The 25,477-nt window shown below is 41.4% G+C and carries 33 protein-coding genes; 17 read left to right on the forward strand and 16 right to left on the reverse strand.

The annotated features are described in order from the left end of the window. Positions 1-184 precede the first annotated feature (184 nt). The 3 genes from ABDJ41_RS18745 to ABDJ41_RS18755 all read right to left on the reverse strand — a co-directional run bounded on the left by ABDJ41_RS18745 (position 185) and on the right by ABDJ41_RS18755 (position 2,820). The gene (locus ABDJ41_RS18745; RefSeq protein ID WP_349787624.1) at positions 185-916 is read right to left on the reverse strand and encodes a class I SAM-dependent methyltransferase; all 732 of its coding nucleotides are present in this window, start codon (positions 914-916) and stop codon (positions 185-187) included. Between the two features lie 115 nt (positions 917-1,031). Next, the gene (locus tag ABDJ41_RS18750; protein WP_349787625.1) at positions 1,032-1,925 is read right to left on the reverse strand and encodes a cation diffusion facilitator family transporter; all 894 of its coding nucleotides are present in this window, start codon (positions 1,923-1,925) and stop codon (positions 1,032-1,034) included. Positions 1,926-2,061: 136 nt separating this feature from the next. Beyond that, entirely contained in the window at positions 2,062-2,820 is a 759-nt protein-coding gene (locus ABDJ41_RS18755; protein ID WP_349787626.1) for a DNA-formamidopyrimidine glycosylase family protein, read from the reverse strand. Between the two features lie 117 nt (positions 2,821-2,937). Between ABDJ41_RS18755 and ABDJ41_RS18760 the strand changes: the two genes are divergently transcribed. Next, entirely contained in the window at positions 2,938-3,393 is a 456-nt protein-coding gene (locus ABDJ41_RS18760; RefSeq protein ID WP_349787627.1) for a ferritin-like domain-containing protein, read from the forward strand. Between the two features lie 81 nt (positions 3,394-3,474). Further along, entirely contained in the window at positions 3,475-3,759 is a 285-nt protein-coding gene (locus ABDJ41_RS18765; RefSeq protein WP_349787628.1) for a hypothetical protein, read from the forward strand. 19 nt (positions 3,760-3,778) lie between these two features. Here the strand turns inward: ABDJ41_RS18765 and ABDJ41_RS18770 are convergent, their stop codons facing one another. Both ABDJ41_RS18770 and ABDJ41_RS18775 read right to left on the reverse strand, forming a co-directional pair. Next, positions 3,779-4,285 carry a hypothetical protein gene (locus tag ABDJ41_RS18770; protein WP_349787629.1) on the reverse strand — a complete coding sequence of 169 codons (507 nt, stop codon included), beginning with the start codon at positions 4,283-4,285 and terminating at the stop codon, positions 3,779-3,781. A gap of 17 nt (positions 4,286-4,302) precedes the next feature. Then, positions 4,303-5,016 (reverse strand): hypothetical protein, encoded by a 714-nt coding sequence (locus ABDJ41_RS18775; RefSeq protein WP_349787630.1) that lies wholly within the window; start codon positions 5,014-5,016, stop codon positions 4,303-4,305. 374 nt (positions 5,017-5,390) lie between these two features. Here ABDJ41_RS18775 and ABDJ41_RS18780 point away from each other — a divergent pair, with 374 nt between their 5' ends. The 5 genes from ABDJ41_RS18780 to ABDJ41_RS18800 all read left to right on the forward strand — a co-directional run bounded on the left by ABDJ41_RS18780 (position 5,391) and on the right by ABDJ41_RS18800 (position 9,177). Then, complete coding sequence (locus ABDJ41_RS18780; RefSeq protein WP_349787631.1) at positions 5,391-5,675, forward strand: hypothetical protein; 285 nt, start codon at positions 5,391-5,393, stop codon at positions 5,673-5,675. Positions 5,676-5,719: 44 nt separating this feature from the next. After that, on the forward strand, positions 5,720-6,148 hold the full coding sequence (locus ABDJ41_RS18785) for a hypothetical protein (protein ID WP_349787632.1): 429 nt from the start codon (positions 5,720-5,722) through the stop codon (positions 6,146-6,148). A 75-nt stretch (positions 6,149-6,223) separates the two neighbouring features. Beyond that, positions 6,224-7,033, forward strand: a complete 810-nt coding sequence (locus ABDJ41_RS18790; protein WP_349787633.1) for a mechanosensitive ion channel family protein — start codon at positions 6,224-6,226, stop codon at positions 7,031-7,033. Positions 7,034-7,037: 4 nt separating this feature from the next. Further along, a complete protein-coding gene (locus tag ABDJ41_RS18795; RefSeq protein ID WP_349787634.1) occupies positions 7,038-7,982 on the forward strand; it encodes a YihY/virulence factor BrkB family protein in 945 nt (314 codons plus the stop codon). 112 nt (positions 7,983-8,094) lie between these two features. Beyond that, positions 8,095-9,177 (forward strand): AI-2E family transporter, encoded by a 1,083-nt coding sequence (locus ABDJ41_RS18800; RefSeq protein ID WP_349787635.1) that lies wholly within the window; start codon positions 8,095-8,097, stop codon positions 9,175-9,177. A gap of 304 nt (positions 9,178-9,481) precedes the next feature. On the opposite strand, the gene ABDJ41_RS18805 is transcribed toward ABDJ41_RS18800, so the two are convergent. The 4 genes from ABDJ41_RS18805 to ABDJ41_RS18820 form a co-directional block, all read right to left on the reverse strand. Continuing rightward, positions 9,482-9,700 (reverse strand): hypothetical protein, encoded by a 219-nt coding sequence (locus ABDJ41_RS18805; protein ID WP_349787637.1) that lies wholly within the window; start codon positions 9,698-9,700, stop codon positions 9,482-9,484. 158 nt (positions 9,701-9,858) lie between these two features. Continuing rightward, positions 9,859-10,011, reverse strand: coding sequence for a lmo0937 family membrane protein (locus tag ABDJ41_RS18810; protein ID WP_152541993.1), 153 nt, complete (start codon positions 10,009-10,011; stop codon positions 9,859-9,861). 63 nt (positions 10,012-10,074) lie between these two features. After that, positions 10,075-10,581, reverse strand: a complete 507-nt coding sequence (locus ABDJ41_RS18815; RefSeq protein ID WP_349787638.1) for a DUF892 family protein — start codon at positions 10,579-10,581, stop codon at positions 10,075-10,077. Then, a complete protein-coding gene (locus tag ABDJ41_RS18820; protein WP_349787639.1) occupies positions 10,582-11,316 on the reverse strand; it encodes an SRPBCC family protein in 735 nt (244 codons plus the stop codon). Between the two features lie 251 nt (positions 11,317-11,567). Between ABDJ41_RS18820 and ABDJ41_RS18825 the strand changes: the two genes are divergently transcribed. Then, complete coding sequence (locus tag ABDJ41_RS18825; protein WP_349787640.1) at positions 11,568-12,491, forward strand: SDR family oxidoreductase; 924 nt, start codon at positions 11,568-11,570, stop codon at positions 12,489-12,491. Between the two features lie 96 nt (positions 12,492-12,587). Here the strand turns inward: ABDJ41_RS18825 and ABDJ41_RS18830 are convergent, their stop codons facing one another. From ABDJ41_RS18830 to ABDJ41_RS18840, 3 genes are all read right to left on the reverse strand, one after another. Then, the gene (locus ABDJ41_RS18830) at positions 12,588-12,794 is read right to left on the reverse strand and encodes a KTSC domain-containing protein (RefSeq protein WP_349787641.1); all 207 of its coding nucleotides are present in this window, start codon (positions 12,792-12,794) and stop codon (positions 12,588-12,590) included. Between the two features lie 127 nt (positions 12,795-12,921). Then, positions 12,922-13,380 (reverse strand): ferritin-like domain-containing protein, encoded by a 459-nt coding sequence (locus tag ABDJ41_RS18835; RefSeq protein WP_349787642.1) that lies wholly within the window; start codon positions 13,378-13,380, stop codon positions 12,922-12,924. A gap of 122 nt (positions 13,381-13,502) precedes the next feature. Beyond that, a complete protein-coding gene (locus tag ABDJ41_RS18840) occupies positions 13,503-14,087 on the reverse strand; it encodes a DUF1543 domain-containing protein (protein WP_349787643.1) in 585 nt (194 codons plus the stop codon). A 192-nt stretch (positions 14,088-14,279) separates the two neighbouring features. On the opposite strand from ABDJ41_RS18840, the gene ABDJ41_RS18845 reads away from it, so the two are divergent. Next, on the forward strand, positions 14,280-16,025 hold the full coding sequence (locus ABDJ41_RS18845; RefSeq protein WP_349787644.1) for an FAD/NAD(P)-binding protein: 1,746 nt from the start codon (positions 14,280-14,282) through the stop codon (positions 16,023-16,025). A 112-nt stretch (positions 16,026-16,137) separates the two neighbouring features. Here the strand turns inward: ABDJ41_RS18845 and ABDJ41_RS18850 are convergent, their stop codons facing one another. Together ABDJ41_RS18850 and ABDJ41_RS18855 are read right to left on the reverse strand one after the other, a co-directional pair. Continuing rightward, positions 16,138-16,482, reverse strand: a complete 345-nt coding sequence (locus tag ABDJ41_RS18850; RefSeq protein WP_349787645.1) for a YtxH domain-containing protein — start codon at positions 16,480-16,482, stop codon at positions 16,138-16,140. A 50-nt stretch (positions 16,483-16,532) separates the two neighbouring features. Then, complete coding sequence (locus tag ABDJ41_RS18855; RefSeq protein WP_349787646.1) at positions 16,533-16,784, reverse strand: hypothetical protein; 252 nt, start codon at positions 16,782-16,784, stop codon at positions 16,533-16,535. A gap of 180 nt (positions 16,785-16,964) precedes the next feature. Between ABDJ41_RS18855 and ABDJ41_RS18860 the strand changes: the two genes are divergently transcribed. From ABDJ41_RS18860 to ABDJ41_RS18880, 5 genes are read left to right on the forward strand one after another with little or no spacing between them, the layout of a single operon-like run. Next, positions 16,965-17,666, forward strand: coding sequence for a type 1 glutamine amidotransferase domain-containing protein (locus ABDJ41_RS18860; RefSeq protein ID WP_349787647.1), 702 nt, complete (start codon positions 16,965-16,967; stop codon positions 17,664-17,666). A gap of 11 nt (positions 17,667-17,677) precedes the next feature. Continuing rightward, positions 17,678-17,848 (forward strand): DUF3606 domain-containing protein, encoded by a 171-nt coding sequence (locus tag ABDJ41_RS18865; RefSeq protein WP_349787649.1) that lies wholly within the window; start codon positions 17,678-17,680, stop codon positions 17,846-17,848. A 4-nt stretch (positions 17,849-17,852) separates the two neighbouring features. After that, the gene (locus ABDJ41_RS18870; protein ID WP_349787650.1) at positions 17,853-18,206 is read left to right on the forward strand and encodes a nuclear transport factor 2 family protein; all 354 of its coding nucleotides are present in this window, start codon (positions 17,853-17,855) and stop codon (positions 18,204-18,206) included. A gap of 26 nt (positions 18,207-18,232) precedes the next feature. Further along, the gene (locus tag ABDJ41_RS18875; protein ID WP_349787651.1) at positions 18,233-18,454 is read left to right on the forward strand and encodes a hypothetical protein; all 222 of its coding nucleotides are present in this window, start codon (positions 18,233-18,235) and stop codon (positions 18,452-18,454) included. Next, on the forward strand, positions 18,451-18,681 hold the full coding sequence (locus ABDJ41_RS18880; protein WP_349787652.1) for a hypothetical protein: 231 nt from the start codon (positions 18,451-18,453) through the stop codon (positions 18,679-18,681). The genes ABDJ41_RS18875 and ABDJ41_RS18880 overlap by 4 nt, the downstream gene beginning before the upstream one ends. A 57-nt stretch (positions 18,682-18,738) precedes the next feature. Here the strand turns inward: ABDJ41_RS18880 and ABDJ41_RS18885 are convergent, their stop codons facing one another. Both ABDJ41_RS18885 and ABDJ41_RS18890 read right to left on the reverse strand, forming a co-directional pair. After that, entirely contained in the window at positions 18,739-18,969 is a 231-nt protein-coding gene (locus ABDJ41_RS18885; protein ID WP_349787653.1) for a hypothetical protein, read from the reverse strand. Positions 18,970-19,000: 31 nt separating this feature from the next. Then, the gene (locus ABDJ41_RS18890; protein ID WP_349787654.1) at positions 19,001-19,675 is read right to left on the reverse strand and encodes an alpha-ketoglutarate-dependent dioxygenase AlkB family protein; all 675 of its coding nucleotides are present in this window, start codon (positions 19,673-19,675) and stop codon (positions 19,001-19,003) included. A gap of 249 nt (positions 19,676-19,924) precedes the next feature. Between ABDJ41_RS18890 and ABDJ41_RS18895 the strand changes: the two genes are divergently transcribed. From ABDJ41_RS18895 to ABDJ41_RS18905, 3 genes are read left to right on the forward strand one after another with little or no spacing between them, the layout of a single operon-like run. After that, positions 19,925-20,617 carry an ImuA family protein gene (locus ABDJ41_RS18895; protein WP_349787655.1) on the forward strand — a complete coding sequence of 231 codons (693 nt, stop codon included), beginning with the start codon at positions 19,925-19,927 and terminating at the stop codon, positions 20,615-20,617. 5 nt (positions 20,618-20,622) lie between these two features. After that, on the forward strand, positions 20,623-22,131 hold the full coding sequence (locus tag ABDJ41_RS18900) for a Y-family DNA polymerase (RefSeq protein WP_349787845.1): 1,509 nt from the start codon (positions 20,623-20,625) through the stop codon (positions 22,129-22,131). 12 nt (positions 22,132-22,143) lie between these two features. Further along, positions 22,144-25,374: an error-prone DNA polymerase gene (locus ABDJ41_RS18905; protein ID WP_349787656.1), complete on the forward strand. Its 3,231-nt coding sequence runs from the start codon at positions 22,144-22,146 to the stop codon at positions 25,372-25,374. The last annotated feature ends 103 nt before the right edge of the window (positions 25,375-25,477 follow it).

Below are 25,477 nucleotides of genomic sequence, written 5' to 3' on the forward strand. Positions count from 1 at the left end.
AAACTAAGTAGCGAAAATATAAAAAAACGTTGAGGCTTCCGGACCTGAAAGAGAATTTTCATAAAGAGATGCTATTATTTTATATACATTATTTACCTTCATATGTATGTTGGTTGCCTGTCTGAATATTGCTAATAATCTTGATTTTTATATCAGCAACTGGACTTGAAAAGTGTTTGAATTGTTACTTTTGAACTGAGATCAATAGCATCATGGGACGCCGGAGTTCGTCTTTCATTTCCGGATCTTTGTTTATCATTTCTTTACTCGGCACGGGTTCGTTGATCTCTACAATTTTAAATCCCTGTTTTAAAAGTACATTCAGGTAGGTTGCGAGTGTTCTGTGATATTTTATCACCTGCTCATTTAGAAATATGGTATTTCTTTTTCCCTCTGAAAAATAATGATCAACAGGCCAGCAACTTTTGTTATTGTGCTCATCATATAACCAGTCCTGCTTGCCCTGAGCAGTAAAAATTGGATGCTCAACCGAGAATACAAAGAAGCCATCTGGTTTAAGCCACTGGCAAATACGCTGAATAAGCGTTTCATAGGATTTTATGTAATGAAGGGTTAGAGAACTAATTACGACATCAAAATGGCTTGCAGGAAAGCTGGCATCTTCAAGAGCTAAGCTGTCATATTTTATTCCTTTTAGACTATTGATTTGTTTGGCTTTTTCGAGCATTTTTTTAGAAATATCCAGGCCGAGAACCGATGTTGCGCCCTTTTCTATGGCATATCTGCAATGCCACCCAAACCCGCAGCCCAAATCAAGTACATCTTTTCCTTTAAGGTTCGGCAACATTTTTTTCAGTATATACCATTCTCCGGCTCCCTTTAATCCGTTTTGTGAACGGTTCATTTTTTCGTATTGTTCAAAAAAAGCAAGGTTATCATATTTGTTCTCTTTCATGCTCGCTAAAAATTACGTCAACGCGGGCAAAAATAATGAATAGATCTCATTACCTCTTTTCTTAAACCCTTTTTTTAAGAGGTGTCTTATGTCGGGCCGGCTTTTCTTCAGCATGTCAAACCGGTTCAAAATGGATATGCTTATAGTCGGGATGGTCTGCCTGAATGGCTTTCCGGATGGAGCCTATGGTCTCAACAATTTTCTGACTGGGTAAATCATTTTTAAATTTTATTTTTATCAATAGAATAACTTCTTCTGGTCCCAGATACATAGATAAGCGGGCATCAGCATTGCAGACATTTTGGTTGTGCTCGATCAGGGTAACTAATTTATTCAATTCTTCGGCTGATATACTTTCACCCATTAATAGATTCCTGCTTTGTCTGACCAGAAATATAGCGACCAGCATCAATAAAAGACCGATGAGTATAGAAGCAATGCCATCAATGTAGGGGTTATTAAATATATGACTAAGGGTTATCCCGGTAGCCGCAATCAAAATACCAATGACGTCGGCCATGTCTTCAAATAACACTACAAAAGAGGAAGGGTCTTTGCTTACCTTAATAGCTTGCCAGAAGGGAGTGCTGCCTCGCTGTTGATTAAAGATGCGGACAGCGGTGTAAAGGGAATATCCGTCAAATACAAGAGCCAGTGACAAAACAATGTAATTCCATACCGGACTTGTTATTTTTTCTGGTTCAATTAGATGTCTGATGCCTTCGTAAACGGACATGGTACCGCCCAATACAAAAAATAGCAGGGCCACAACGAAGGACCAGAAATAAAGTTCTTTTCCATAGCCGAAGGGGCGTTTTTGATCGGGTGCTTTTTTGCTTTTGTGCAAACCAATCAGCAGCAAAACTTCGTTGCTGGAATCTACCAGTGAGTGTATGCCTTCAGAAACCATTGCTGAACTACCTGTTATGGCAGCTGCTGTTAATTTAATTACAGCAATAGCCAGGTTAGCAGCAAAGGCAGTATATATGGGTAGTTTGGATCCGGGCATGCGTATTTTTAACAAACGTATACCTCAAATAGTTTGTTAAACTGCAAGTCAAATTAAGGAGATCTTTTTATCGAAAGCGTTAATCTATTCATGGATATCAGCACAAGTTTCGAACCTAAGGAAAGTAGAGGTAGGACTAATGTGAGCGTTCGGATATAGATGAAGCATAGCGTTTTTGACAAATTGGGCAAAAAAATGTTCTCCTCTTTGTCTTTCCCAGGTATGCTTTTTCTAAGTGGTGGCCTAAAGGACAAAGTTTCCTGGTGTTGACCAGCCAGTGTTTTTTCAGCACATAGGCTTTTTTCCATTTCAGAAAATCGAAGCTGTATTGCCTTGCTGCGGTGACCAGAAGTTTGAGCTTTGTTTGTGGGATTGCTTCCACTATACTTAAAGGATGTATGGCTACACGGTACAGGACTTCGTTTTTTATGATATTGCCCACTCCTGAGAAGATTTCCTGGTCCAGTAAGATGTCGCATATCTGCGCTTGTGGTTTGGCCTTGATTCTTTTTAAGGCCTTTTTTGGATCCCACTGTTCAGCCATCACGTCGATGGACCAATCATAGCTTTCATTGATATCGCCTTCTATATATTTTAAGGAACAGGTATAGAAATTAAGCTCTGCGTTTTTAAAAATTAGATTTAGTCTGGCTGTTGAGTCTTTACGCTCGTTGATCCTGTAGCTGCCGAACATTAGGAAATGGATACGAAGGCTAAATCCCTGGAAGCAGATCAAAAAATGCTTGCCCCAGCTTTTAAAAGCAATTACCTGCTGATGTAACATTCTTTCTTTATCGATTTTAGTATTTCCCTCAACTGCTATGATTTGCTTTTCTTCCAGATGAAGTGCTTCAACGAGTTCTCTTAAAATTACTATAGATGGTCCTTCTGGCATATTATGTACTATTTGGTTGAGGAACATAACTGGGGATTGGAATGTTTGAAACTATTTTATCGGGGCAGTGTTTATATGAAGAGCCAGGAGTTATTCTTGGAGATATGCAAATATATTATGGAAACAAATCAAGAAATCATTAGCGACCTTAAAGGATTGGTCAATATTGTCAATGACGGAAAAGAAGGTTACGCATCTGCAAGTGAGGTAACTGACAGTGGAGAATTGAAGGCTGTATTTTTGAAGTATGCTGCGCAACGAGCGGATTATGCGGATGAGTTGAAGGAGCACATTGCTCAGCATGGTGGGGATTCGGATAACCAGGAAGGTGGAATTTTAGGTGCATTACATCGCACTTGGATAGACATCAAGCAGGCTTTAAGCAGTAAGGAAGATGCGGCTATTTTAAGTGCTATTGAGACAGGTGAGAAAGCTGCGATAGAGAAATATGATAAGGTGTTGGATGACTATGGTTCACATTTAGATCATATTGTGTTGCTGCAGCGTCAGCGGACTGGCATTCTGGAAGCTTTGAAAGAAATTGAGACTTATCATATGCGCCTGGTGCGATAATTGGTTTTGCCCGATGCAACGGTTTGTATTTAAACATAGAGCTATGGAGTAGTGTGGTGGAGATCATTAAAATTTACAGCTATGAGACCTGAACCTTTGATATTGACTGATGATTTTATTAATGAACTGGCGGCTGACTGGTACTTTTTAAGTCTGCATTTAAATACGCTGAGTAAAAGCTGTGCTAATGAGGTAGCTGATGAATTGATTGAAAATGGGCGTAAACTAAAGATTATCTTGCGTGCCGGTCAGTATACTTATCTTCAACCATTGAATGTGTATGTCGACAGGGATACTTTCTTTGATATTTGGTTAGATGCAGACGGTGATATCCAGGTCAGTCAACTTTATTCTGATGATGAATAAGGTGGAAACCGCATGTGTTTTAGGCCATTGTTGCCTCAGTGCAGATCTGATTTTTAAACCATATTTCGATCAGGAAATTATTTAATTTCCATTTGCCGGCTTCAATTCCATAATCAAAACTGCCGAATTGTTGCGGAACGCCGATCATCTGTTCAATTTCTGATAGGGTTAGTTCCTTAAAGAGTTTATTTGCCAGATCGAGATCAATATGTTGAGGGTTGGTTTTTAGCGAAGTGGCCAGTAGGTCTGCTTGCTCTATTATTTTTGAAACTCTTGTTTCGAATGATTTCAGGTTCTTTAAGTAATCTTTGGAGCTGATGTAGTTGTTAAAACATGTGATACAAATGGCTTGTTCATGGCTTAAATACACTCCATAGGGATTAAGCGGTAGCACACAGAGTTCACAATGTTTACCAGTATAATTCATTAAATAGCTGTGGTAGGTGTACAGTGCTTTAGTTGATCTGATTGTTTCAATCTTCTCGAGTAAACGCGGGAAATCTATTGTTCTTATGTCGATAACCATGAGGAACAAAATTACATTTATAAGATCAGTGTAATATATCTATCTATGTCTCTTTGAAACGTTTTTGAATCAGAATAGATGGTGAAAATTACATTTCCGCCTTTTTCCACAGTTTTAAATCCATTACCTCGATACCATTCCAGCTTTTTTGTCATTTCATTCATATATTTATCAGAGTTGGTCATGCCAAAATGTTCCCAATAATAGGTTTTCTGAGTAATTCTGTTTAGAATTTTAAAATCAGCATATTTTTTTTCGCCATGTTTTGAAATTGGAAATTCTAAGTCAATGCTGAGGTAATCGCATGTTAATAATCGTTCATAAATATCTTTTTCCTGACTGGACCTGAATTTTTGCCCATCCAAAGATACTACTTTCAGTTCATTAGCTTTATAAGCCAGTTTACTATCGGATGTTTCGATGCCTTTACCTATTCCGGCCTTTTTGTTGGTTTCGCGGAAGAAGTACCATTGGTAGTGCAGGCGATCTGAGGTATCAACTCTATAATTTGGGATGAACTGCTTTAAAATGCTGTTGTTATGTTGTTGCCTCAAAAATTGGTTGAATGTCTTTTGGACGGGGAATATCTTTCTTAGATGGCTGTCTTTAATGATGCATTCATATAAGGCATTCGACCGGATTTCAACGGGTGTTGCTCTATCGGACATGAGTTTGTCCAACAGCTCTTTAATGCGCTTCAAAGCTTTTATTTCAGGAGGTAAGCTGTCCATGAGAAATATTTGATCACTCAAATCTATAAAATAATTCTAGAAGAGGTATTTCAACTTTCATAAAGAAATAATTTCTAAAATGGGATTAGGAGTTTGATTAGAATGCAGGATGTTAAAATATTTTTATAGGGCGATGGGGCGCCTGATAGGAATTTTTGATATTGCTTTTCTGAAATATTTTCAGATTTGAAATGGGCTTGGGATTCGGCTTGGTTAGATTATAATGAACATGAACTAAATGTCATTTTCTAAAACTTAAATCAATTTTGGCTGGGGCTTGTTGTTTTAATTAAGGTAATAGGTCATCCTATGGATGATAACCTTCACAGGCTGCTTGTGGTCTGCGGTTTTTTTTAATAAATAATCAATTTGTGATGTGTGATTTTTCGATTGAGTACCCCAGGTCCAAGGATGATATGGTGGGGCAGTTAAGGGCTGCTATTGAAGGCCAGGTTGATGGTGTTTTTAAGGGCGATGTTTCTTCTGGTGAGTTTTCTTTTTCTGCAAGGGGATTTGAATTGGCTGGCGGCTACAGTATCTCTGGTGATGTTGTGCAAGTGAAGATTACTAAAAAGCCGTGGTTACTTACCTGTAGAAAGATTGAAGCTGAGATTCGAAAATATCTGGAGCAGGCTGATATGGATTCATCGCAGGATTGATAAATGGAATTGTAAACAGATTTTTTTAAGATAGATACTAGCCTATGAATAATCAAATACCTAAAGGACTCAAGTCAATTTTGTCGGATTTTAAGCATTACCTGGAGATTAGGATTGAACTGATCAGATTGAATGCTATTGAAAAAGGAGCTAAGCTTGTCGCTGATTTGTTAAGTAATGCCATTGTATTATTTTTTCTGATTATAGCCTTTCTAGCCTCAGCGGTTACACTCGCTTTTTATCTGTCAAGCCTGTTGCACAGTTATGTGAAAGGATTCGGTTTCGCAGCCTTATTTTTTGTGCTTTTAGTCTGCGTTGTGCTTTGGAAAAAGGATGCGCTTGAAAAAATAGTCGCAGGAGTTGCCATCAGAAGATATTTTGAAAAACATTGTGAAAATGGGAACCAGGAGGATTGTCTGGATGAGGAAGAAAGTGGGGGTAATGAGGTTGAATTTAAAAAGCCTTGGCTGTAAGGAGTATAGCTATTGGCTCAAAACTTTTAGGGCAGCAAAGAGGTTAATGTCAGGAGTTAATTTAATGTTGAACAAATGGAGATAAATCAGAAAGCTGAGCACTTCTACGATAAGTTTTATGATTGGTTGCTGTTAAAGGGACCGATGATTTTATTGGGTATAGCTGTTTTACTGGTCGGGCTTTGGCTGATTAGGTTATTTTCGCGCTGGATGCAAAACCGGATGATGCGTAAAAAAATCAATAGTTCGCTAAAACCTTTTTTTCTTAGTGTAACAGTGGTAGTGTTACGCATATTGCTGGTTTTTCTGGTGATGCAGATTATGGGTATTCAGCTGACGATATTTGCCGCTTTGGTGGGGGCAGTGGGTGTGGCTGCAGGTTTGGCATTATCCGGTACTATGCAGAATTTTGCCAGTGGTGTGCTGATTTTGTTGTTGAAACCTTTCCGTGTTTCTGATAACATCATTGCTCAGGGGCAGGAAGGTACTGTAACTTCCATACAGCTTTTTTATACGGTGGTGACTACTTTTGATAACCGCACGGTGATTATCCCGAATAGTAAACTGTCTAATGAGGTGATCATTAACATCAGTGCGATTGGTAGCAGAAGGCTGGATCTGGAACTCAAATTTAATTATGGGATCGATCTTTCAAAGGTCAGACACGTAATAGATGAGACTATTGCAGAATCAAAGTCGATATTGAAAACTCCTGAGAAAAGGGTTGGTATCTCCTTGTTGGAGGAGAATGGTTATAAGGTGATGATCAATGTATGGTTGAATTCTCATGGTTTTCACGATGCAAGGATGATCTTCCAGGAAAATTTGCTGGAGAACCTGAAATCTTCTGGTATTAAGCTACCTGGTATGGATACAAAATCATAATGTTATGGAACAGAAACGGATTACATTAAAGGGAATATGGAATGTTATTAAAGAAACGTTTACAGGATTTAGCGATCATAAGGTCACTAAGCTAAGTGGGTCACTTGCTTACTATACTGTGTTTTCGATGGCGCCGCTGCTAGTGGTGATCATTTCGTTATGTGGCATATTCCTGGGACAGGAAGCTGCTCAGGGTGAGATTTATAAACAGTTGGCTGGTTTTATGGGCAGACAAACTGCCTTGCAGTTGCAGGAAATTGTCTCAAAAGCTGCTATCGGTGATAAGGATAAGGTTGCCTTTATTATTGGTCTTGTGACTTTGCTTGTTGGTGCAACAACGGTTTTTGCAGATATTCAGGAATCTATCAATACCATATGGGGACTTAAACCTAAACCGAAACGGGGTTGGTTAAAGATGTTGCAAAACCGCTTCCTTTCTTTTTCGGTGATTGTTAGTCTGGGGTTTATATTGTTGGTTTCTTTGGGCATAACCACTGTGCTGGATGGTTTTAGTACCCGTCTTCAGGCCAGGTATGCCGATGTGTCTGTAGTGTTGTTTTATATCCTGAATCAATTGCTCACCTTGATTGTGATTACACTTATTTTTGCGGTCATCTTTAAAGTTTTGCCAGATGCGCTTATTAAGTGGAGGGATGTATTTTCTGGAGCTGTCGTTACTGCAGTCCTGTTCATGTTGGGTAAATTTGCTATTTCCATTTATATCGGCCAAAGTGATGTTGGGAGCACCTATGGAGCTGCAGGATCTCTGGTTATTTTGTTACTGTGGACTTATTATTCCTCAATTATTTTGTATTTGGGTGCAGAGTTTACTAAAGCCTATGCGGTTGCCTATGGTTCGGAGATTCGTCCGGCTCATTATGCGGTGACTACCAAAGAAATTGAGGTGGAAACGGGCAATGCTTCTGTACAGCAGAACGCTTCTTCTTGATTGCGTTGTCACGCGGAATTTAACTTTTATGGGAATTTCCTGTTTTCGATTGCAAATGCGATGGACTAATAGAACACGAAAACAGTTTGCTTTAGGATTTGTTAGAACAGGTATGACTAAACTACAACGCACAATCTATATCCTACTTTTTTTTATTTTGTCTTTTGCAGGCTTATATTTTTCGGGGCCCTTTCTTATTCCTGTTACACTGGCAGCCGTTTTTTCTATGCTTTTTATCAGGTTCTGTAATTGGTTGGAAAGTAAAGGAATGAGTAGGGGAATAGCCTCGCTGTTGTGTATAGTTGGTTTTGTGTCGGCTATTGCATTAGTTATTTTTTTGCTGGGCTGGCAGCTCAATGGTCTTGTGGAGAATATAGATGCCATGAAGCAAAGGGTAGTCAGTCTGTTTTCTAACTTTCAGCATTGGGTTTATGAAAAGGCCGGTATAGATGTGAAGCAACAAAAAGAGATGATAAAGGAGCAGGCAGGTGGTAGTGATTCGGGGAATATGCTGGCTAGCTTTGCAGGGGGGATTATGGATATACTGGTTAATACTGTGCTGGTATTGGTGTATATGTTTTTATTCTTATTGTACCGTTCGCATATTAAAAAGTTTATTCTGAAGCTGGTACCTGGAGATGAAAAAAGTAAAGCGGATGGTGTGGTACACCAGGCAGGGAAAGTAGCACAGCGGTATTTGAGTGGGCTGGCTACGATGATTGTGGTTTTGTGGGTTATGTATGGAATTGGTTTTAGCATCGTTGGGGTAGAAAGTGCGATCTTTTTCGCTGTATTGTGTGGTATTCTGGAGATTATTCCATTTGTTGGAAATCTAACCGGGACTGCGGTGACGCTACTTTCCGTACTTGCTCAGGGAGGGGACAGCCGGATGGTTATCGGTGTATTGGTGACTTATGCTTTGGTTCAGTTTATTCAAACCTATATTCTTGAACCGCTTATTGTTGGAGAGCAGGTAAATATCAATCCGTTGTTTACTATTCTTGCGATAGTATTGGGGGAGATGATATGGGGTGTGGCGGGAATGGTGCTTGCGATTCCTTTGCTTGGAATGCTCAAAATTGTTTGTGATCATGTTCCGGATCTGCAGCCTTATGGTTTTTTGATTGGAACTGAAAAACAAAAAAGTAAGAGAACAGGCTTTATTGATAAAATCAAGTCTGTTTTTAATAAGTAGTGGCAAGAGGTAATTGGTTTGGTTTTTTAGTGGGGAAATTCTGACCGTAATGGAGGGGGATTTTTCACTTTTGAGTGGCGAGCTTTGTAAAGCGATTTGTTTTAAGATTAGAATGGTTTATCCCCATTTACCTATTATCTACATGAGCTGTAAATATAATATTGACAGGCTTTATGGAGTACATGGCTTGGGCGCTTACATTAGCAAGTCATTTGATTTAGATGTTTTGTATTGGGTATTAAGAAAGCATATACCTGTTTATAAAACAAAGGCGCTGATTCTAATAAGCGCCTTTGTTGCATAGTTATAAATCACTTCCAGGGGTAGTTCCTGGTTCATGACTTGATCCAAGGGGTTTATGTTTTCGTTCGGGTCTGGAGATCAAGTCAGTTCTTCCCAGATCGGCTACTGATGAGGTTTCTCCGCTATCAGGTTTTTTTTCATTGATACGCTCTTCTGTTTCTTTATAAACTGTTTTTTTGGGCGTTTGCTCTTTTCCGTGGTTATCTTGTTTATTTTCCATAGTCTTAGGGAATTAATGAAAACTGTTCCTTTTAAAGAACAACCAATTCCGGTATATGTTTTTCTTTTTCTATTGTGTCCACCTTTAGAGAGGTTTAAGCCACAGCTAGGTTAGCTGAAGCTAATCAGGCCCTTTATTTCAAGGGCCTGAACTAATTTTTACGCTGCCCTTCGGATCACACCCAGTACGATTGCAATGATGGCAATAACAATCAGGATATGAATAATTCCTCCGGTGTAAAAACCGCCGAAGAAACTAATGGCCCAAATGATGACCAGGATGACGGCGATGGTATAAAGTAGATTTCCCATGATGTTGATGTATTTAGTTTAAAATTTCTGTTTGCAATTTGTTAGGTCCTTTGTTTTTCTTTTTTATTTGTTGTTTTTGGCTTCAGGATATATAATGTTGCCTGAAAGTTGCACGAGATGACCGTAATTATTCTGATTATCGTTTGTGCTTTGTTCCAGCAATAGTACAGCATGCTCTTGTTCTAAAACACTGGCCATGAGCTGCAGGTTTTGATAGGCTATTACTTTAGTCTGGAATATTTGTTGACTGGTGTGCAGTATTTTAATATCATTGAGTACTGAGGGTTTTGCCATAACTTTGTTTTGCTTAATGTGCTCCAGAAAAGGTAGATCAGTTTTACTGGTAGCAGCAGTTGCTTTACGGTTTAATAAAGCCAGGCATTGCTTGATGCGTTCCTTTTGTTGTGGGAGATCAGCCGAGGTTAATGCCAGCGCTCTTTTAAGTTCGTCCGTAGCTGCAGCAGCAGCTAGTTTTTCTATAACCTTACCGTACTTCTTTTCTGAGCTAAGACAGCCCTTGAGTTGCTGAAGATATAGTTCTGCTAAATCAGTGGGGACTGGTTTCATCATTTATAGGGATAAGCCTGCGTATTGTTTAAAATCAGTTTCCTCTGCGTAGGTCTTGAAACGCTGGATGTCTTCCCGGATCATACGCTCGAATATTCCATTGAACAAAGATGCTATGCCTCTGCCAACACTGCCTGCTGGTGGAAAGTAGTCGATTTCTATGTGCAGTTCAGTTCCTGTACCATTCAAGGTTTCACGGAATTCTATTTTACCTGCATTGTCTATCATTGATCCTTCCAGGGATTGCCAGCCAAGATAGGTTCCTTTTTCTTCTCTGGTAATCTCAGCGTTCCAGTTTAAATCTATCAGTCCACCGGGAGTATTGGCTGTCCATAGGGAAACTTCCTCACTGATTTCCTCTACACTTTTCAGGTGTTCCATAAATTTGGGGAGGTTGGATAGCTCGCGCCAGAAGGCATATACTTTATCTATTGGCGCATTGACGATGATGTCTTCGGTAATGTTGATGGCCTGAGGATCTGTGGTGTCTTTTCCAAGTTTTTGATAGAGAGGACAAACTCCTGTGGCTCCGCGATAAAGCATTAGTCCACCTGCAGCAGCGCCTTGAAGACCAAGGAAGGGATGTTTGCCAATTTTTTTTAAACTTTTGTATAGTAACCAGCTTCCTGCCAGTAAGGATACAATTCTTTCTCCCTGATCGATGTTCTCCTTTCCTGTGGTCCTTAAACCGAAGGTGTCCAGGGGTTCTAAAATTTGATTGCTCAATTGGTTTTTCATAAGTAAATGTTTTTAATAGTTAATTGCAGGTTCTCGGTTGGTATTAACATTGTGTTTTATATTTTGTTTAAGAATGTTTGAATAAAATTAAACTGAAAAATTATTAAACAATCTCAATTTTAGGTTGTTCCAATAATTCACAGGGAATGTTATGATGAAAATATCATTATTTCACAAACCGTTGGATATGAGTTGTTTAAGAGAATAGATGATGGTGTAAATGTAGTTTTGAAACCTTAACTGATAAAGCGATGAAAAAGAAGGAAAGTAATGCTGGTGGTCAATCGGTTTCTGCTAAGCTGGAGGATCCGAAAAAGAAATATCCTAAACCACCTTTTAAAGCACAAAAACAACCCTGGCCGGGACTGGCCGGTAAAATGGATCCCGTACCTGATCATGGCGAGACTAGTTATGTAGGCTCAGGCCGTTTGATTGGTCGTAAGGCGCTGATTACTGGTGGGGATTCCGGGATGGGCCGTGCGGCTGCGATTGCCTATGCACGGGAAGGAGCGGATGTGGCGATTAATTACCTGCCGGCGGAAGAACCTGATGCGAAAGAAGTTATTGAACTTATAGAAAAAGAAGGACGTAAAGCGGTAGCTATTCCAGGTGATTTACGCGAGGAAGCTTTCTGCAAGCAGCTGGTTGAAAAGGCAGTGAAAGCTTTAGGTGGATTGGATATTCTGATCAATAATGCCGCACATCAGCAAACCCGGCCGTCTATTTTGGATATTAGCGCGGAGGATTTTGATTCGACGATGAAAACCAATGTTTATGCGCCCTTTTGGATTACAAAGGCTGCTTTGCCACATTTGAAGCCTGGTTCTGTAATTATTGCTACAACCTCTGTGCAGGCTACTGATCCTTCGCCTGAGTTATTTGATTACGCGCAGACTAAGGCTGCCAATACCAGTTATGTAAGGTCGCTTGCCAAGCAATTGGGACCAAAAGGGATTCGGGTAAACGGGGTGGCTCCGGGTCCGATATGGACGCCTTTACAGGTGAGTGGTGGTGCTACAATGGAAAAGCTGAAAAATTTCGGTGGCCATACACCTTTAGGCCGACCAGGTCAACCTGCTGAATTGTGTTCTATCTACGTTCAGCTGGCAGCAAGCGATTCCAGTTATACCACAGGTCAGGTTTATGGAGTGGCAGGTGGTGATGGACAGCCTTAATTTAAGGCATCGATTTTGTGGGAAAAATTGAAGAAGAGTGGGAGCCTTTTGATACAGGCGATCATTGAAGGGAGGCCAAGTCTTTGCTGATAGCGCTTAAATTTTACTCCTTAGTTTGCGGTATTTAAAACTGCCTTTAATGAAATGATTAAAATACCTGCCTTTTGATCCCGCGGCCTTTAACATATTAGCAATATCGGCTGGAACTGATTTGTATACATAAGTGATTCCTGATACAAAAGTAATGTACAATAAACATTTTGTAGGGTCATAACTATAGCTTTTGATGACAGAAGAGGGCATTTGAGTAAGGTTTTTGTGTAGGAGAAATAGAATCCGCGATAATAACCAGGGACTTCAGTGATCATTAATCTGCCTTTAGTCCCTGGTTTTGCAGATGACGATTTCTACCTCAATGCATTTATTCTACTTATGAAGATACGCTATCTCTTAGCGCCTTAATTTGATCGTGTGAGGTTCTCAGATCAGTTTTCTGCTCAGTAATAATACTTCTTAAGTTTCCGGAAAGTCCTTCGGTCTCTAAAGCCATTTTGTAGGCTTTTTGGGCGGCGTCTTCACCAAATTCACAATTGTTTAAAACAGTTTCACGGTCATGGCCTGTAAATATTGCTTTTACGTCCATCCAGGCACGATATATTTTTCCCGATGTGGTTGTCCCTGTCTCTGCGGGGGCACCCAGTACCTGAACTTCCTGTGTCAGCGTTGCCTTGTGCTGGCCACTTTGACGGATCATTTGTAGAAATAAGGGTTTCAGGTCGCTGTCTTGTTCCTTTAATTCTTCAACTGCTCTTTCATAACCTGTAATTCTGTCGTTGTTGATCTGTATCAGATCGTTTAAGATTTCTGTGTTTACTGTGTTGTTTTCCATTTCTATTTTCGTTGATGTCCTACTTTAACATTCGCGGTAGAGAATGGTTTAGAGTTTTCTCAGATAAAAACAAAACGTCCTTAAAGGACTGATAGAGGGGACTTTCTTATCTGGCAAATCATTTAAATTTTATCCAGTCTGAAATAGCCTAAGTGAACATGATCTTCAGTTACATCATTTCCGGCGGGAGAAATCTGAATTTGATACCTGGCTTTTAAATCGGCATTCAGGATGTCTTCAAGCCGATAAACATCGTCTACATCTATTCCGTACTTTTCATCGATATGGGAATTTGCTCCTTTAATGCTATTGGACTTAAAAAATATAGTCTTTTTTGAATCCTGAATAGCTTGAGCTTTATCTGGTTTCACACAAAGCACGGTATAGTGCTGTTCTTCCAATTTGCCGCGCTGGTATCCGCCCAGGTTTATGAAAAATAGTTTATTTAGAGAACTGGCAGTATTTTGAGTTTTTTCAATCACCGTAATCTGATAACTATCTACCAGGTTCACCTCACGCCAGCCGTCTATATGGAGACTTGAGCCGGCTTCTGGCCAGAATGCTTTGAGCTGCGGCACCAGTTCTGCTAATGAATCTGCAATTCCAAAAAAATAATCGTGTTGTTCAACATTACGTTCAGGTGCTTTTGAACCAAGCAATACCATAAACAACTTTTTATTTGGAAGGGTTTCAGATTTCTGATTCATAGCATACGATTAAGCAAGGGTGATATTTTTATATCAATTAACTGTTTTGATCAGGTGATTGTTTAGTAAAAAAGAATTATCTGGCTTAGGGTAAAACAATTTATCGTTGAATTGCATTACTGTATTGATTTAATGAAACGTTCTGTCTTTGCTTAGCTTCGTTTCGTAGGTCATCTATTTGATAATTATTACATGGATAACAAAACAAGGAATAAAAAAATTGCTATACTGGGTGGTGGGCCCAGTGGCCTTTTTATGTACAAACGATTGGTCGAATCAGGTAATCAAAGCTTTGATATCCATATTTTTGAGCGGAAAAAATATCTGGGTGCGGGAATGCCTTATAGTCCTGAGGGGGCCAATGAGGAGCACATTACCAATGTTTCTGATAATGAAATCCCTACCATATATAATTCTATCGCAGAATGGGTAGTTAGTGCACCTGCTGACCTGCTCAGTCGTTTTGACATCATTGCGGAAAAATTTAATGAGTACAAAGTGCTACCCAGACTTTTTTTCGGAGCTTATTTAAGTTCCCAGTTTGATTTATTGCGTGAGCGTGCAAAGGGAGATGGTATCACTACCAATGTTCATCTGGAGGCTAATGTGACCGCAATGTTCGACGATGAGGAGACGGGGCTGGCTAGTATCCAGATAAACGGAGATGAATGGATGGAATTTGATCATGTTATTGTCTGTATTGGACATAACTGGCCCAGGAAGTTTGAAGATAAAATTCCAGGTTATTATGATTCTCCATATCCTCCGGCAAAATTAAAACAGCAGTTAAATCATCCAGTGGCCATCAAGGGTTCATCGCTAACTGCTATCGATGCAATCCGGACCTTAGCCAGGGCAAATGGAACATTTACTACGGGAGCGGATAATAAGTTGATATTTAATCTGGATGACTCTTCTGCTAATTTTCGGATAGTAATGCATTCGCGCAATGGTTTATTGCCGGCTGTTAGGTTTCATTTGGAGGATTCCCAACTCAATGGCGAGGGGTTACTGAGTAAGGCTGAACTTAAGCAACACCTCTTAGAAAATGATGGATTTGTTGCTTTGGACTTCGTATTTGAAAAGAACTTTAAAGAAATTTTTATTGAAAAGAATCCCGAGTTCTATAAACACATTAAGCACATGAGTATAGAGGAATTCGTGGAGGATATGATGGGTAGACGGGAAAACCTGGATCCCTTTGAATTGTTAAAGCAAGAATACATTGAAGCAGAAAAGTCGATCAGGAACCAGGAATCTATTCATTGGAAAGAAATGCTCGCTGTACTAAGTTTTGCGATGAATTATCCGGCTAAGTATCTTTCAGCGGAGGATATGCAGCGCCTTCAGAAAGTGTTGATGCCGCTGATTTCTATTATCATCGCTTTTGTTCCGCAAAGTTCCTGTAGAGATTTAATGGCACTTCATGATGCGGGGGTACTTTCGCTGGTAGCTGTAGGGGATGATAGTGAGGTTTTGCCTGTTGATAGCGGTGGGATAAACTATGTGTATACTGATGAACGTCATCAAGAGGTTAAAGAATATTATAAAACCTTTATTGACTGTGTTGGTCAGCCGCCGCTTGCTTTTAAAGATTTTCCATTCCAGTCGCTAATCGATAAGGGGGTGGTAAGTCCGGCCAGACTCAGGTTTCGTTCGCGGAAGATTGGGGCTGAGGAGTTGGGAAAAGGAAATGAAATGGTGGATAGAGATCAAAAGGGACAATATTTTATGATTGTCCCCGGGGTCAGGATCAATGACAGTTTTCAGGTCATTGATCGTAACGGATTTGCTAACCCAAGGATATATATCATGGCAGTCCCTTATATAGGTGGATATAATCCAGATTATTCTGGTATTGATTTTAGTGAAGCTGCTTCACAAGTAATACTTAACAGTTTAATTACAAATGGCTCATCATTGAATGATAATGTCTAAAAGGAAAACGGATTGGATGCAAGACTTAAAACATACGAGCTTAAATACGCAGGCACATAGGGTTTATGAGTTAATGGCTACCTCTGGTTACTCAATAACCAGAGGTATATTTTTATTCTGCCAGGGAATTAGCTTTCCAAGCTGTGGTACCTGCTGAGGGTATTTTAATTTGTGTTGGATCTTTTCGCTTACCTTCCGGCCCCTGAAGTTGATCCGCATGTTCACGCGTGGTTTCCCGCAAATCATCAAACAAATGTTCTTCCAATTCATCCTGATGGGTTGGTTGTCCAGAGCAGAGTTTTTCGGCCAATAGCTTTCTGGATTCACGTCCGGATTTTGGCGCGAATATTACAGCTAATGCGGCGCCTGCTGCAAGTCCGGCGAGGAGTGCAAAGGCGGTTAGGCTATGGTCTTTTTGTGTTTGTAAGGTATTTTGGATGATTTTTCTATAGTTCATAATAAAGGGGATTAGTGATTAATTTTTATGTGATAAACAGCTGTGTGTGATCAGGGAGTGATTAACTTTTCCTTTTGGTCTTCGTCATCTGCTCTTTTATTGCCTAAGTCTGGTTTTGGTGTGCTGCGTTCCGGGTTGGTTTTTACTTTTTTAAGCTCGTCATTCAGATTTTCTGTAGCTGGTAATTCCTGACTGCTCCTGTGATCGGTGCTGCTATGAAATTTTGGTGTGGTCAGTTCTTCTGTTTTTTCAACGTTGTATTCTGCTGATCCGGGTTTGGGAGTTTTCTTTGGATTGTTCATAGTCATATCATTAAGGGCCAAATACGGCTGGTGATTAGACTCTTATAACATTCAGTTTAGCGCATTGTTTATAGAAATTTTTAATTGATTTTTTTGAAACATTCTATATTTCAGGATGTTGGGTATAGGTTGTAGATCCTTTTATAAAAGGGTAATCGATACTTGGAAAAGAAATAAAATATGGAGAATCTTAAGAAACACATTTTGATGGTGCTGACTTCTCATGCGGAGATGGAGCATACTGATAGTAAGACGGGAGTATGGTTGGGTGAGTTTACGGATCCTTATTATGAATTTATTGATGCGGGTTACCGCGTTACGCTGGCTAGTCCTAAGGGTGGCAGGCCGCCGGTTGATCCGATGAGTGAGCTGACTGAAAACATTACGGGTGCTAATCGCAGATTCCAGGATGATGAAAGCGCGAAGATTGCTTTTGCTCGAACTTATGAATTGGCGCTGATGGATGCTTCAGATTATGATGCGGTGTTTTATCCTGGTGGGCATGGTCCGATCTGGGACTTGGCAACTGATGGAAACAGTGGAAGATTGATTCTTGATTTTTATAATTCCGGAAAGCCTGTGGCGGCAGTTTGCCATGGTCCGGCTGCTTTGATTAAAGTGGAGGAGTTACAACCGGGTTTTTTGGATGGGAAAAATATTTCTGCTTTTACCAATGTGGAAGAAACTATGGTGGGGAGAGCAGGGAATGTTCCTTATCAATTGGAAACCAGGTTAAAAGAACTTGGAGCCAACCTATTCAGCGCAATGATACCTTTTGTAAGTCACGTGGAAATAGACGGATTGCTGGTGACAGGGCAGAATCCTTTATCTGCTGGTCCGGCCGCAAGAGCGCTAATCAAAGTAATAGAAGAGGGATATTAAAGGGGAAATGTATGAAAGAACAGGATCAATTTGCTGATGCAGCTTATATCAATATGGAAAACGATTATGAAATTCAATATTGGACCAGTCAGTTGAAGGTGACCAATGATGAACTGAAAGAAGCGGTTCGGGAAGTTGGAAATGTGATTGAGGCGGTAAAAGTATATTTAAATAAAGCCTGAGCAAATGACGGAAAACAATAAGCAAATATTGGAACAGGCAAATGCTGCCATTACCAAAGGTGACTATGAAGGGTTTCTTTCTTTCTGTACAGCAGACACGCGTTGGACTTTTGTCGGTGAACAGACTTTGCAGGGCAAACAGGCTGTTCGGGAATATATGGCAAAGGTTTATGTTGAGCCACCGAAATTTAGGGTTGAGCGCTTGATTGCTGAGGATGATTTTGTAACTGCACTCGGTCAGATCAGCCTGAAGGATGAAGAGGGTAAAATGGTGGATTATGCTTATTGCGATGTATGGCAGTTTCTTGATGGGAAACTGCACAAATTGAAGGCCTTTGTTATTGCTGCAAAAACCTAACGCTGACCTTGTTGTTATCTATAGATATGGAATCATTTGAAATACAACTTTTGGAAGACCGCTTTAAAATTGAACCACTTGAAAATGGTCTTTACCGGATCATGGAAGGTGATCATAAGCTAGGCGTGATTTTTCAGGAAGCTGGGGGTGATCAGCTCAAATGGGTTAAATGGGCGACTGAAAGTGAACTTGATGATGATTTTATTCAACAGATTGGAGAGTTAATCACAGAACACCATATGCTATGAAAGCTTTTTATAATGAGATAGAACCTTATAAAATTAAAGCATCCGGCATGCAGCTGACCGTTTTACCTATGGATAATGGTGTTTACCGCGTGTGCGATAGAAATAAGATTTTAGCTGATCTTTATCCGGAGATTACTGCGGTAGGAATTTTCTGGAATGGCTTTGGTCAGCTCCCTTTATGGTTTGTAGAAGAAATCGGCGAGCAGATTTGCGCTTGTGAAATCTGAAGTTTTGCAATGTATGCTCCTTCAAATGGATTGAAATTTCTGAGTTCAGTAATTAATTTACAGGCGATATCGTAAGGATACAGTTCTGGCAATTGCTTCAATCAAGCCGCCTTCATCAGCGATAGTACGCTCTATGATTTGCCATTCTTTTTTCTGGTTCTGTACCAGGGTCAACTCTTCATTATTGAGGCTGATTTTGATCTCTTTGGTGTCTTTACTAATCAGCTTTGTTAGTATGGTATAGGTATAATCTTTCCCTCGGTATGTAATCCTCAATGGTAAACTCATCAGGTCAAATATAATGTATGATAATGATTTCTTAAAATCCCTGGGTAGCTATCCTGCCCTTAACCTTAGGCAAAATTCTGGTAGTCTCATCAAAATAAACTGGTTTTGAGGATTCTGAAATCCGGAAAGTAAGGTTGATGCGGGGACCAACCGCTCTTGTAGTTTTAGGAATGTGATGTTCGTAATATTCCTGCATGGTATCACCCATTAATAGTAAACTCCCGTGTGTGAGTGGAATATCCAATCCTGATTGATCTTTGGTGAACTTATGACGAACTTTAAAGATTCTGGTGTCTCCAAAAGTGAGGGAAGCTATGTGATGGTGTTTCCCGTCGACCGGTAGCGTATCACTATGCCAGGCTACTGAATCTTTCCCATTTCTATAGAGGTTTAACAGGACTCGGTCGAAGCGGATGTTTGTGATCTTTTCTACCGATGCTTTAATTTCAAGTAATACCGGAGTCCAAGCATGTCCATTTTCTCCACCATAGTAAGCCGTCAGCCTGGGATCGGGAATCGTTTTATCATACATTTTTCGCATGCGCTGCTGCCATGGAGATTCCTTTAAAAGGATGTTGTAGTAAGCATCCGCGTCTGGTTTATCAAAAAGATGCTGCCATAACCGTAGCTCAGTATCAGGCAGGCGGAAATCTGTATATCGTTTTACACCTCCATCAAATAATTCCGTTGCTGAAAACAGGTTCATGGTACAAATATAAAAATTCTTATAAATAACTAAAAATATTAGTATTTATAATTGTGTGTATATGACTTTAAGTGGTTGTATCGCCTTGTTGTTAACAAAATTCATAAAATTGTTAACATTTAAATATTTGCTAACAATTTTAGTATTATGTTTGTTGTGTATTTGACGGATGCTGGCATAACTGTCGTATTAAGGGGATGAATTATGGATGCTAAAAAAGAAATATTAATCAAACTGCAGCAGGATATCTTGCTTTGGCAGGGCTTTAAGCCTCAGGCTGGGGCTAAAGCTGAAAGGGTTGGGCTTGGTGAAATTGAACAGGCATTTCCCGGCGGGGTATTTCCCAAAAGAGCTATTCATGAGTTTATCACTGTTTTGCCGGAGGATGCTGCATGCAGTGATGGTTTCATTGCTGGTCTGCTGGCTGTTTTGATGCAGGATGGTGCCGCTTGTGTCTGGGTGAGTACATCCCGCAGGTTGTTTCCTGCTTCACTGAGTACCTTTAATGTTGAGCCGGAACGGATCATTTTTATGGATGTCAAGTCAGAGAAAGATGCACTGTGGATTACTGAAGAAGCCTTGAAGTGTGAAGGACTGGCAGCGGTAGTCGCTGAGTTGAATAATTTGAGTTTAATCGAATCCCGCAGGTTGCAGTTAGCGGTTGAGCAAAGTGGGGTGACTGGATTTATTCTTCGAAAGGATGCGAGTAAAGCAGCGAGTACAGTAGCTACTGCGCGGTGGAAGATCAGTCCTTTGCCATCTGATACTGAAAATGGTCTTCCAGGTTTGGGGTTTCCCAGATGGCAGGTGGAGCTGCTGAAGGTACGTAACGGTAATCCTGGGAGCTGGGTGCTGGAATGGGCGGGAGAAAATTTTGCAGCAGTTGATAAGCTTGCTGAGCAATCCCTGTGGACTGAAAAACAGAAGAGGCAAATTGGATAGGTGTGATGCAAAGGCGTTTTGTTTCCATATGGTTCCGCCAGCTACTGGCTGACTGGCAGCTGATCCGCAGGCCTGAACTTGTTGATGTGCCCTTTGTATTTGCTGCGCCGGATCATGGGCGCATGATGATTACTGCGGTGAGTTCACTTGCAGCCGAATCCGGTGTGGAGCCAGGTATGCGGGCAGCTGATGCCAAAGCAATTTGTCCGGGACTTGAAGTTCTGGAAGATAAGCCAGGCCGTCCAATGAATTTACTTCGGGGTCTTGGGGAATGGTGCGTGAGGTATTCACCCATTGTTGCTATTGATGAGTTTGGTATGGATGGCCTGCTATTGGATGTTTCGGGATGCACGCACCTTTGGGGTGATGAAAGGGCGTATTTAAAAGAGATCATTTTTCGGTTAAAAAGCAAGGGTTATGCTGTTCGGGTGGCGATCGCTGATACTCCAGGTGCTGCATGGGCGGTTTCGCATTTCGGGAAAGTGACGCCACTGATTCCTGTTGGGGGACATCCTGAGGCTTTACTTTCTTTGGTGCCGGAGGCTTTGCGATTAGAAGGTTCAGTACTGGCTAAACTTCGTAAGCTGGGATTTTACCAGATCAAAAGCTTTATAGGGATGCCGCGTTCAGTATTGCGCAGGCGTTTTGGGGAAGGGTTTCTGTTGCGACTGGCTCAGGCATTGGGAACAGAAGATGAGGTGCTGGTGCCTTTGCAGGTTCCTGTTCCGTTTCAGGAGCGCTTACCTTGTCTGGAGCCGATCAAAACCCGGACAGGAATTGAAATTGCGATCACTAAAATGCTGGAAAGTTTATGTAAGCGCATGCAGGCTGAGGGAAAAGGACTTCGGACTGGTGTGTTGAGGGGCTACCGTATGGATGGAAAGGTCGTTCAGGTGCTGATTGGAACCAGTGGTGCTAGCCATAGCCTGAGTCATTTGTTTAAGCTTTTTCAGTTGAAGATTGACCAGATCCGCCCTGGGTTGGGGATTGAACTTTTTGTGTTGGATGCACCGAAGGTAGATGATGTGGAAGTGCCGCAGGAAGCGATGTGGACAACAAAGCCGGGACTGGATGATCAGAGTGTCATTCGGTTATTAGACCGGGTTACCGGGAGGGTCGGTGCTGAGGTAATCCATCGGTATTTACCGGCGGCTCGTTACTGGCCGGAACGTGCGGTCTTACCGGCGGGATCAATTACAGAAAAACCCGCAAGAGATTGGCGGATGGAGCAACCACGCCCAACCGAATTGCTGAAGCGACCAGATCCGATTGAGGTCATGGCGCTGATTCCTGATCACCCGCCTAAGTTTTTTATTTACAAAGGAGTTAGACATCTGGTGGTTAAGGCTGACGGGCCTGAGCGGATTGAACGGGAATGGTGGCTGGATGTGGGTGAACATAGGGATTATTACCAGGTGGAGGATGATCAGGGCGCGCGGTACTGGCTGTTTCGCTCCGGCCATTATGGTGGTGATGAGAAATACCAGTGGTTTATTCATGGATTTTTTGCGTAAAGGAAGGGTGTTATGGGATATAGTGAATTACAGGTGACTTCGAATTTCAGTTTTTTGCGTGGTGCTTCACATGCGCATGAACTGGTGAATCAGGCGGAGGTTTTTGGATATCAGAAGATTGCGATAACAGATCGGAATACATTGGCAGGTATTGTCCGTGCGCATTCGGCTTGCCGGGGAAAGAATGTAAAACTGATCCCGGCTTGCAGGCTGGACCTGCTGGATGGACCGAGTTTACTGGCGTACCCAACTGATAAGGAAGCTTATGGAAGGTTGTCTGCCTTACTTACGTTGGGAAATATGCGGGCGGAAAAAGGTTCCTGTCACATTTCCCGCTCGGATGTCTATTCGCATAGCAAAGGAATGATTTTTACGCTGGTGATGCCTGGGCTGCTTAACCGCAGGTTTGAGTATGAGGCCAGTTTTATTTCAGCAGTAGCGCAATACCGTGAGGCACTGGGTGGACAGCTGTATCTTGCTGCCACCAGGACTTACCTGGGTAATGATGATAAGTTAATTTTTAGGACCAGGCAGCTTTCTGATTTTTATGGCATTCCGGTAGTAGCGACTAATGATGTACATTATCATGATCCCTCCCGCAGGGAATTACAGGATGTGCTGAGCTGTGTTCGGGAAAAATGCACGATACAGGAGGCTGGATTTCGTTTGCACCAGAATGCAGAGCGCTATATGAAGGAGGTGGAGGAGATGCAGCGGTTATTTCGTAAATATCCAGAAGCTATTGAAAATACCAATGTCATTGCTGAAGCCTGTAATTTTTCGCTGGATGAATTGAAATATGTTTATCCGGAAGAAATCAATCAAAGTGGACGTTCTCCATTGGAAGAGCTGGAATACCTCACCTGGAAAGGCGCACATGAGTTATATGGAGAGGTAGTTCCTGATAAGGTTGTGCATATGATCAATCATGAAATGGCTTTTGTCAAGCAGATGGACTATGCGAATTACTTTTTGTTTGTGGAAGATATCGTTCGTGAGGCCAGGTCCAGGGGGATTCTTTGCCAGGGGAGGGGCTCTGCAGCGAATTCTGCGATCTGCTTTGTCTTGGGTATTACTTCGGTTAACCCCATGAAATTCGATTTGCTTTTTGAACGCTTTATTTCTCCTGAGAGGAATGAGCCTCCTGATATTGATGTGGATTTTGAGCATGAACGCAGGGAGGAGATTATCCAATATATTTATAATAAGTATGGCCGTGACCGTGCAGCCATTGTAGCAACGGTAACCCAGCAACATCAAAAGGGTGCGATCCGGGATGTGGGTAAAGCTATGGGATTATCTCTAGATACCATCAATAGGCTTTCAGGTTCGCTATGGGAGTATACCAATGAATGGTTTGAAGGTAAAAGGATCACTGAATCGGGGCTGAATCCGAATGATCCGCATTTGAAAAAGACGCTGGAACTGACCGGGCAGATGATGGGTTTCCCACGTCAGTTGGGACAACATACTGGTGGGTTTGTGGTTACTCAAGGTAAGCTTACTGATCTTTGCCCGATCCTAAATGCCAGAATGGAAGATCGTACCAATATTGAATGGAACAAGGATGATATTGATGCTTTGGGTTTTTTAAAGGTGGATGTGCTGGCCTTGGGTATGCTGACTTGTATAAGAAAGGGATTTGATCTTTGCCGGGATCATTACGGGAAGCAATTTACGCTGGCCAATATTCCTCAGGACGATCCGGATGTGTATGATATGATTTGTCTGGCTGATACACTGGGTGTATTCCAAATTGAAAGCCGGGCACAGATGTCTATGCTACCGAGGTTAAAACCCCGAGAATTTTATGACCTGGTGATTGAGGTTGCAATTGTTCGTCCAGGTCCAATCCAGGGAGATATGGTGCATCCTTATTTGAGAAGGCGCAATGGGGAAGAACCTGTTGTTTATCCGTCACCAGAATTGAAAGAGATTCTGGGAAGAACATTAGGGGTACCACTGTTTCAGGAGCAGGCGATGAAGATTGCGATTGTTGCGGCTGGTTTTACGCCTGCTGAGGCGGATGGCCTGCGAAGGAGTATGGCCACATTTAAATTTCAGGGGGCTGTCAATCAGTATGAGCAGAAACTGATTGAAGGTATGGTGGGTAAAGGTTATACGGTTGAATTTGCGAAGCGGATTTTTAAACAGCTGGAGGGATTCGGAAGTTATGGCTTTCCGGAATCTCATGCAGCAAGTTTCGCTTTATTGGTGTATGTTTCCTGCTGGGTGAAACATTATTATCCTGATGTTTTTGCTGCGGCACTGTTGAATAGTATGCCGATGGGCTTTTATCAGCCAGCGCAGATTGTCATAGATGCACAGAAACATGGTGTTGAGGTTCGTGAGGTAGATGTGAATTATTCTTTATGGGACAATAAGTTGGAAGAGCAATCGGGTAAGTATTTCGCACTTCGCTTAGGTTTCAGGGAGATCAAGGGAGTTCGCGAGGATGAAATGGAGGCTTTGGTGGAGGCTAGGGGGGATGGCTATAAGTCTATAACTGCTTTGCGGGATGCTGGGGTGTCCTTAGGCGCATTGGAAAAACTGGCTGATGCGGATGCCTTCCGGTCTATGGGAATGGATCGAAGGAAAGCATTATGGGAAGTATCGGCATTGCAGGATATGCCTGTGGAATTGTTTAAGGGGCAGGCTTCGGAAAGTGTGTTGGAAACGCAGGTAGAATTGCCGCTGATGAGTAAGGGGGAACATGTGGTACAAGATTATGCCACCGTTGGTTTATCACTAAAAGCACATCCTGTGAGTTTCGTGCGTTCTCAGCTGGATATGTTAAATATCCGGTCCTGTTATACGATTAATAATGATTCGGTTAATGGGCAGCTGGTTAAGGTAGCTGGATTGGTGTTGGTTCGTCAGCGGCCTGGAACGGCTGGTGGGGTTTGTTTTATTACGATTGAAGATGAATCAGGTTATTCAAATTTGGTCGTATTTGAGAAGTTGTTTGATACCTATCGTAAGGAAATTCTGCATTCCAGGTTACTGATGGTCGAGGGTAGATTGCAGCGGGAGGGCCATGTGGTACACGTGATTGTGAGTAAGTGTTTTGATTTTACTAAGATGCTGGGTAAACTTGTACAGCGTGAAGTTGATGATCTGCCGGTTTTAACATTAGCTAGGGGTGATGAAAAATCTGCACCAATTTCTGCTCAGAATAAAAGCAGGGAGACTAGGGAAGAAGTGCCAAAAGAGGTATTTCATGGCGGGAGGAATTTTAAATAGTGTTGATTTGATCTATGAAATTTGAGTACTGAATTTGCTTGATTCTCAATTCGCGAATTGAGAATATGCTTGTTTTAAAGAGTTCAAAGTCTGATACCGGTTT

Origin of the sequence: Pedobacter sp. ASV1-7, assembly GCF_040203335.1 — a bacterium.
In the GTDB taxonomy this organism is placed as follows: domain Bacteria; phylum Bacteroidota; class Bacteroidia; order Sphingobacteriales; family Sphingobacteriaceae; genus Pedobacter.

Excerpts from the sequence above, each read along its gene's own strand:
- ABDJ41_RS18745 (WP_349787624.1), bottom strand. The coding sequence starts at position 916 with ATGAAAGAGAACAAATATGATAACCTTGCTTTTTTTGAACAATACGAA.
- ABDJ41_RS18750 (WP_349787625.1), bottom strand. The coding sequence starts at position 1,925 with ATGCCCGGATCCAAACTACCCATATATACTGCCTTTGCTGCTAACCTG.
- ABDJ41_RS18755 (WP_349787626.1), bottom strand. The coding sequence starts at position 2,820 with ATGCCAGAAGGACCATCTATAGTAATTTTAAGAGAACTCGTTGAAGCA.
- ABDJ41_RS18760 (WP_349787627.1), top strand. The coding sequence starts at position 2,938 with ATGGAAACAAATCAAGAAATCATTAGCGACCTTAAAGGATTGGTCAAT.
- ABDJ41_RS18765 (WP_349787628.1), top strand. The coding sequence starts at position 3,475 with ATGAGACCTGAACCTTTGATATTGACTGATGATTTTATTAATGAACTG.
- ABDJ41_RS18770 (WP_349787629.1), bottom strand. The coding sequence starts at position 4,285 with ATGGTTATCGACATAAGAACAATAGATTTCCCGCGTTTACTCGAGAAG.
- ABDJ41_RS18775 (WP_349787630.1), bottom strand. The coding sequence starts at position 5,016 with ATGGACAGCTTACCTCCTGAAATAAAAGCTTTGAAGCGCATTAAAGAG.
- ABDJ41_RS18780 (WP_349787631.1), top strand. The coding sequence starts at position 5,391 with ATGTGTGATTTTTCGATTGAGTACCCCAGGTCCAAGGATGATATGGTG.
- ABDJ41_RS18785 (WP_349787632.1), top strand. The coding sequence starts at position 5,720 with ATGAATAATCAAATACCTAAAGGACTCAAGTCAATTTTGTCGGATTTT.
- ABDJ41_RS18790 (WP_349787633.1), top strand. The coding sequence starts at position 6,224 with ATGGAGATAAATCAGAAAGCTGAGCACTTCTACGATAAGTTTTATGAT.
- ABDJ41_RS18795 (WP_349787634.1), top strand. The coding sequence starts at position 7,038 with ATGGAACAGAAACGGATTACATTAAAGGGAATATGGAATGTTATTAAA.
- ABDJ41_RS18800 (WP_349787635.1), top strand. The coding sequence starts at position 8,095 with ATGACTAAACTACAACGCACAATCTATATCCTACTTTTTTTTATTTTG.
- ABDJ41_RS18805 (WP_349787637.1), bottom strand. The coding sequence starts at position 9,700 with ATGGAAAATAAACAAGATAACCACGGAAAAGAGCAAACGCCCAAAAAA.
- ABDJ41_RS18810 (WP_152541993.1), bottom strand. The coding sequence starts at position 10,011 with ATGGGAAATCTACTTTATACCATCGCCGTCATCCTGGTCATCATTTGG.
- ABDJ41_RS18815 (WP_349787638.1), bottom strand. The coding sequence starts at position 10,581 with ATGATGAAACCAGTCCCCACTGATTTAGCAGAACTATATCTTCAGCAA.
- ABDJ41_RS18820 (WP_349787639.1), bottom strand. The coding sequence starts at position 11,316 with ATGAAAAACCAATTGAGCAATCAAATTTTAGAACCCCTGGACACCTTC.
- ABDJ41_RS18825 (WP_349787640.1), top strand. The coding sequence starts at position 11,568 with ATGAAAAAGAAGGAAAGTAATGCTGGTGGTCAATCGGTTTCTGCTAAG.
- ABDJ41_RS18830 (WP_349787641.1), bottom strand. The coding sequence starts at position 12,794 with ATGCCCTCTTCTGTCATCAAAAGCTATAGTTATGACCCTACAAAATGT.
- ABDJ41_RS18835 (WP_349787642.1), bottom strand. The coding sequence starts at position 13,380 with ATGGAAAACAACACAGTAAACACAGAAATCTTAAACGATCTGATACAG.
- ABDJ41_RS18840 (WP_349787643.1), bottom strand. The coding sequence starts at position 14,087 with ATGAATCAGAAATCTGAAACCCTTCCAAATAAAAAGTTGTTTATGGTA.
- ABDJ41_RS18845 (WP_349787644.1), top strand. The coding sequence starts at position 14,280 with ATGGATAACAAAACAAGGAATAAAAAAATTGCTATACTGGGTGGTGGG.
- ABDJ41_RS18850 (WP_349787645.1), bottom strand. The coding sequence starts at position 16,482 with ATGAACTATAGAAAAATCATCCAAAATACCTTACAAACACAAAAAGAC.
- ABDJ41_RS18855 (WP_349787646.1), bottom strand. The coding sequence starts at position 16,784 with ATGAACAATCCAAAGAAAACTCCCAAACCCGGATCAGCAGAATACAAC.
- ABDJ41_RS18860 (WP_349787647.1), top strand. The coding sequence starts at position 16,965 with ATGGAGAATCTTAAGAAACACATTTTGATGGTGCTGACTTCTCATGCG.
- ABDJ41_RS18865 (WP_349787649.1), top strand. The coding sequence starts at position 17,678 with ATGAAAGAACAGGATCAATTTGCTGATGCAGCTTATATCAATATGGAA.
- ABDJ41_RS18870 (WP_349787650.1), top strand. The coding sequence starts at position 17,853 with ATGACGGAAAACAATAAGCAAATATTGGAACAGGCAAATGCTGCCATT.
- ABDJ41_RS18875 (WP_349787651.1), top strand. The coding sequence starts at position 18,233 with ATGGAATCATTTGAAATACAACTTTTGGAAGACCGCTTTAAAATTGAA.
- ABDJ41_RS18880 (WP_349787652.1), top strand. The coding sequence starts at position 18,451 with ATGAAAGCTTTTTATAATGAGATAGAACCTTATAAAATTAAAGCATCC.
- ABDJ41_RS18885 (WP_349787653.1), bottom strand. The coding sequence starts at position 18,969 with ATGAGTTTACCATTGAGGATTACATACCGAGGGAAAGATTATACCTAT.
- ABDJ41_RS18890 (WP_349787654.1), bottom strand. The coding sequence starts at position 19,675 with ATGAACCTGTTTTCAGCAACGGAATTATTTGATGGAGGTGTAAAACGA.
- ABDJ41_RS18900 (WP_349787845.1), top strand. The coding sequence starts at position 20,623 with ATGCAAAGGCGTTTTGTTTCCATATGGTTCCGCCAGCTACTGGCTGAC.
- ABDJ41_RS18905 (WP_349787656.1), top strand. The coding sequence starts at position 22,144 with ATGGGATATAGTGAATTACAGGTGACTTCGAATTTCAGTTTTTTGCGT.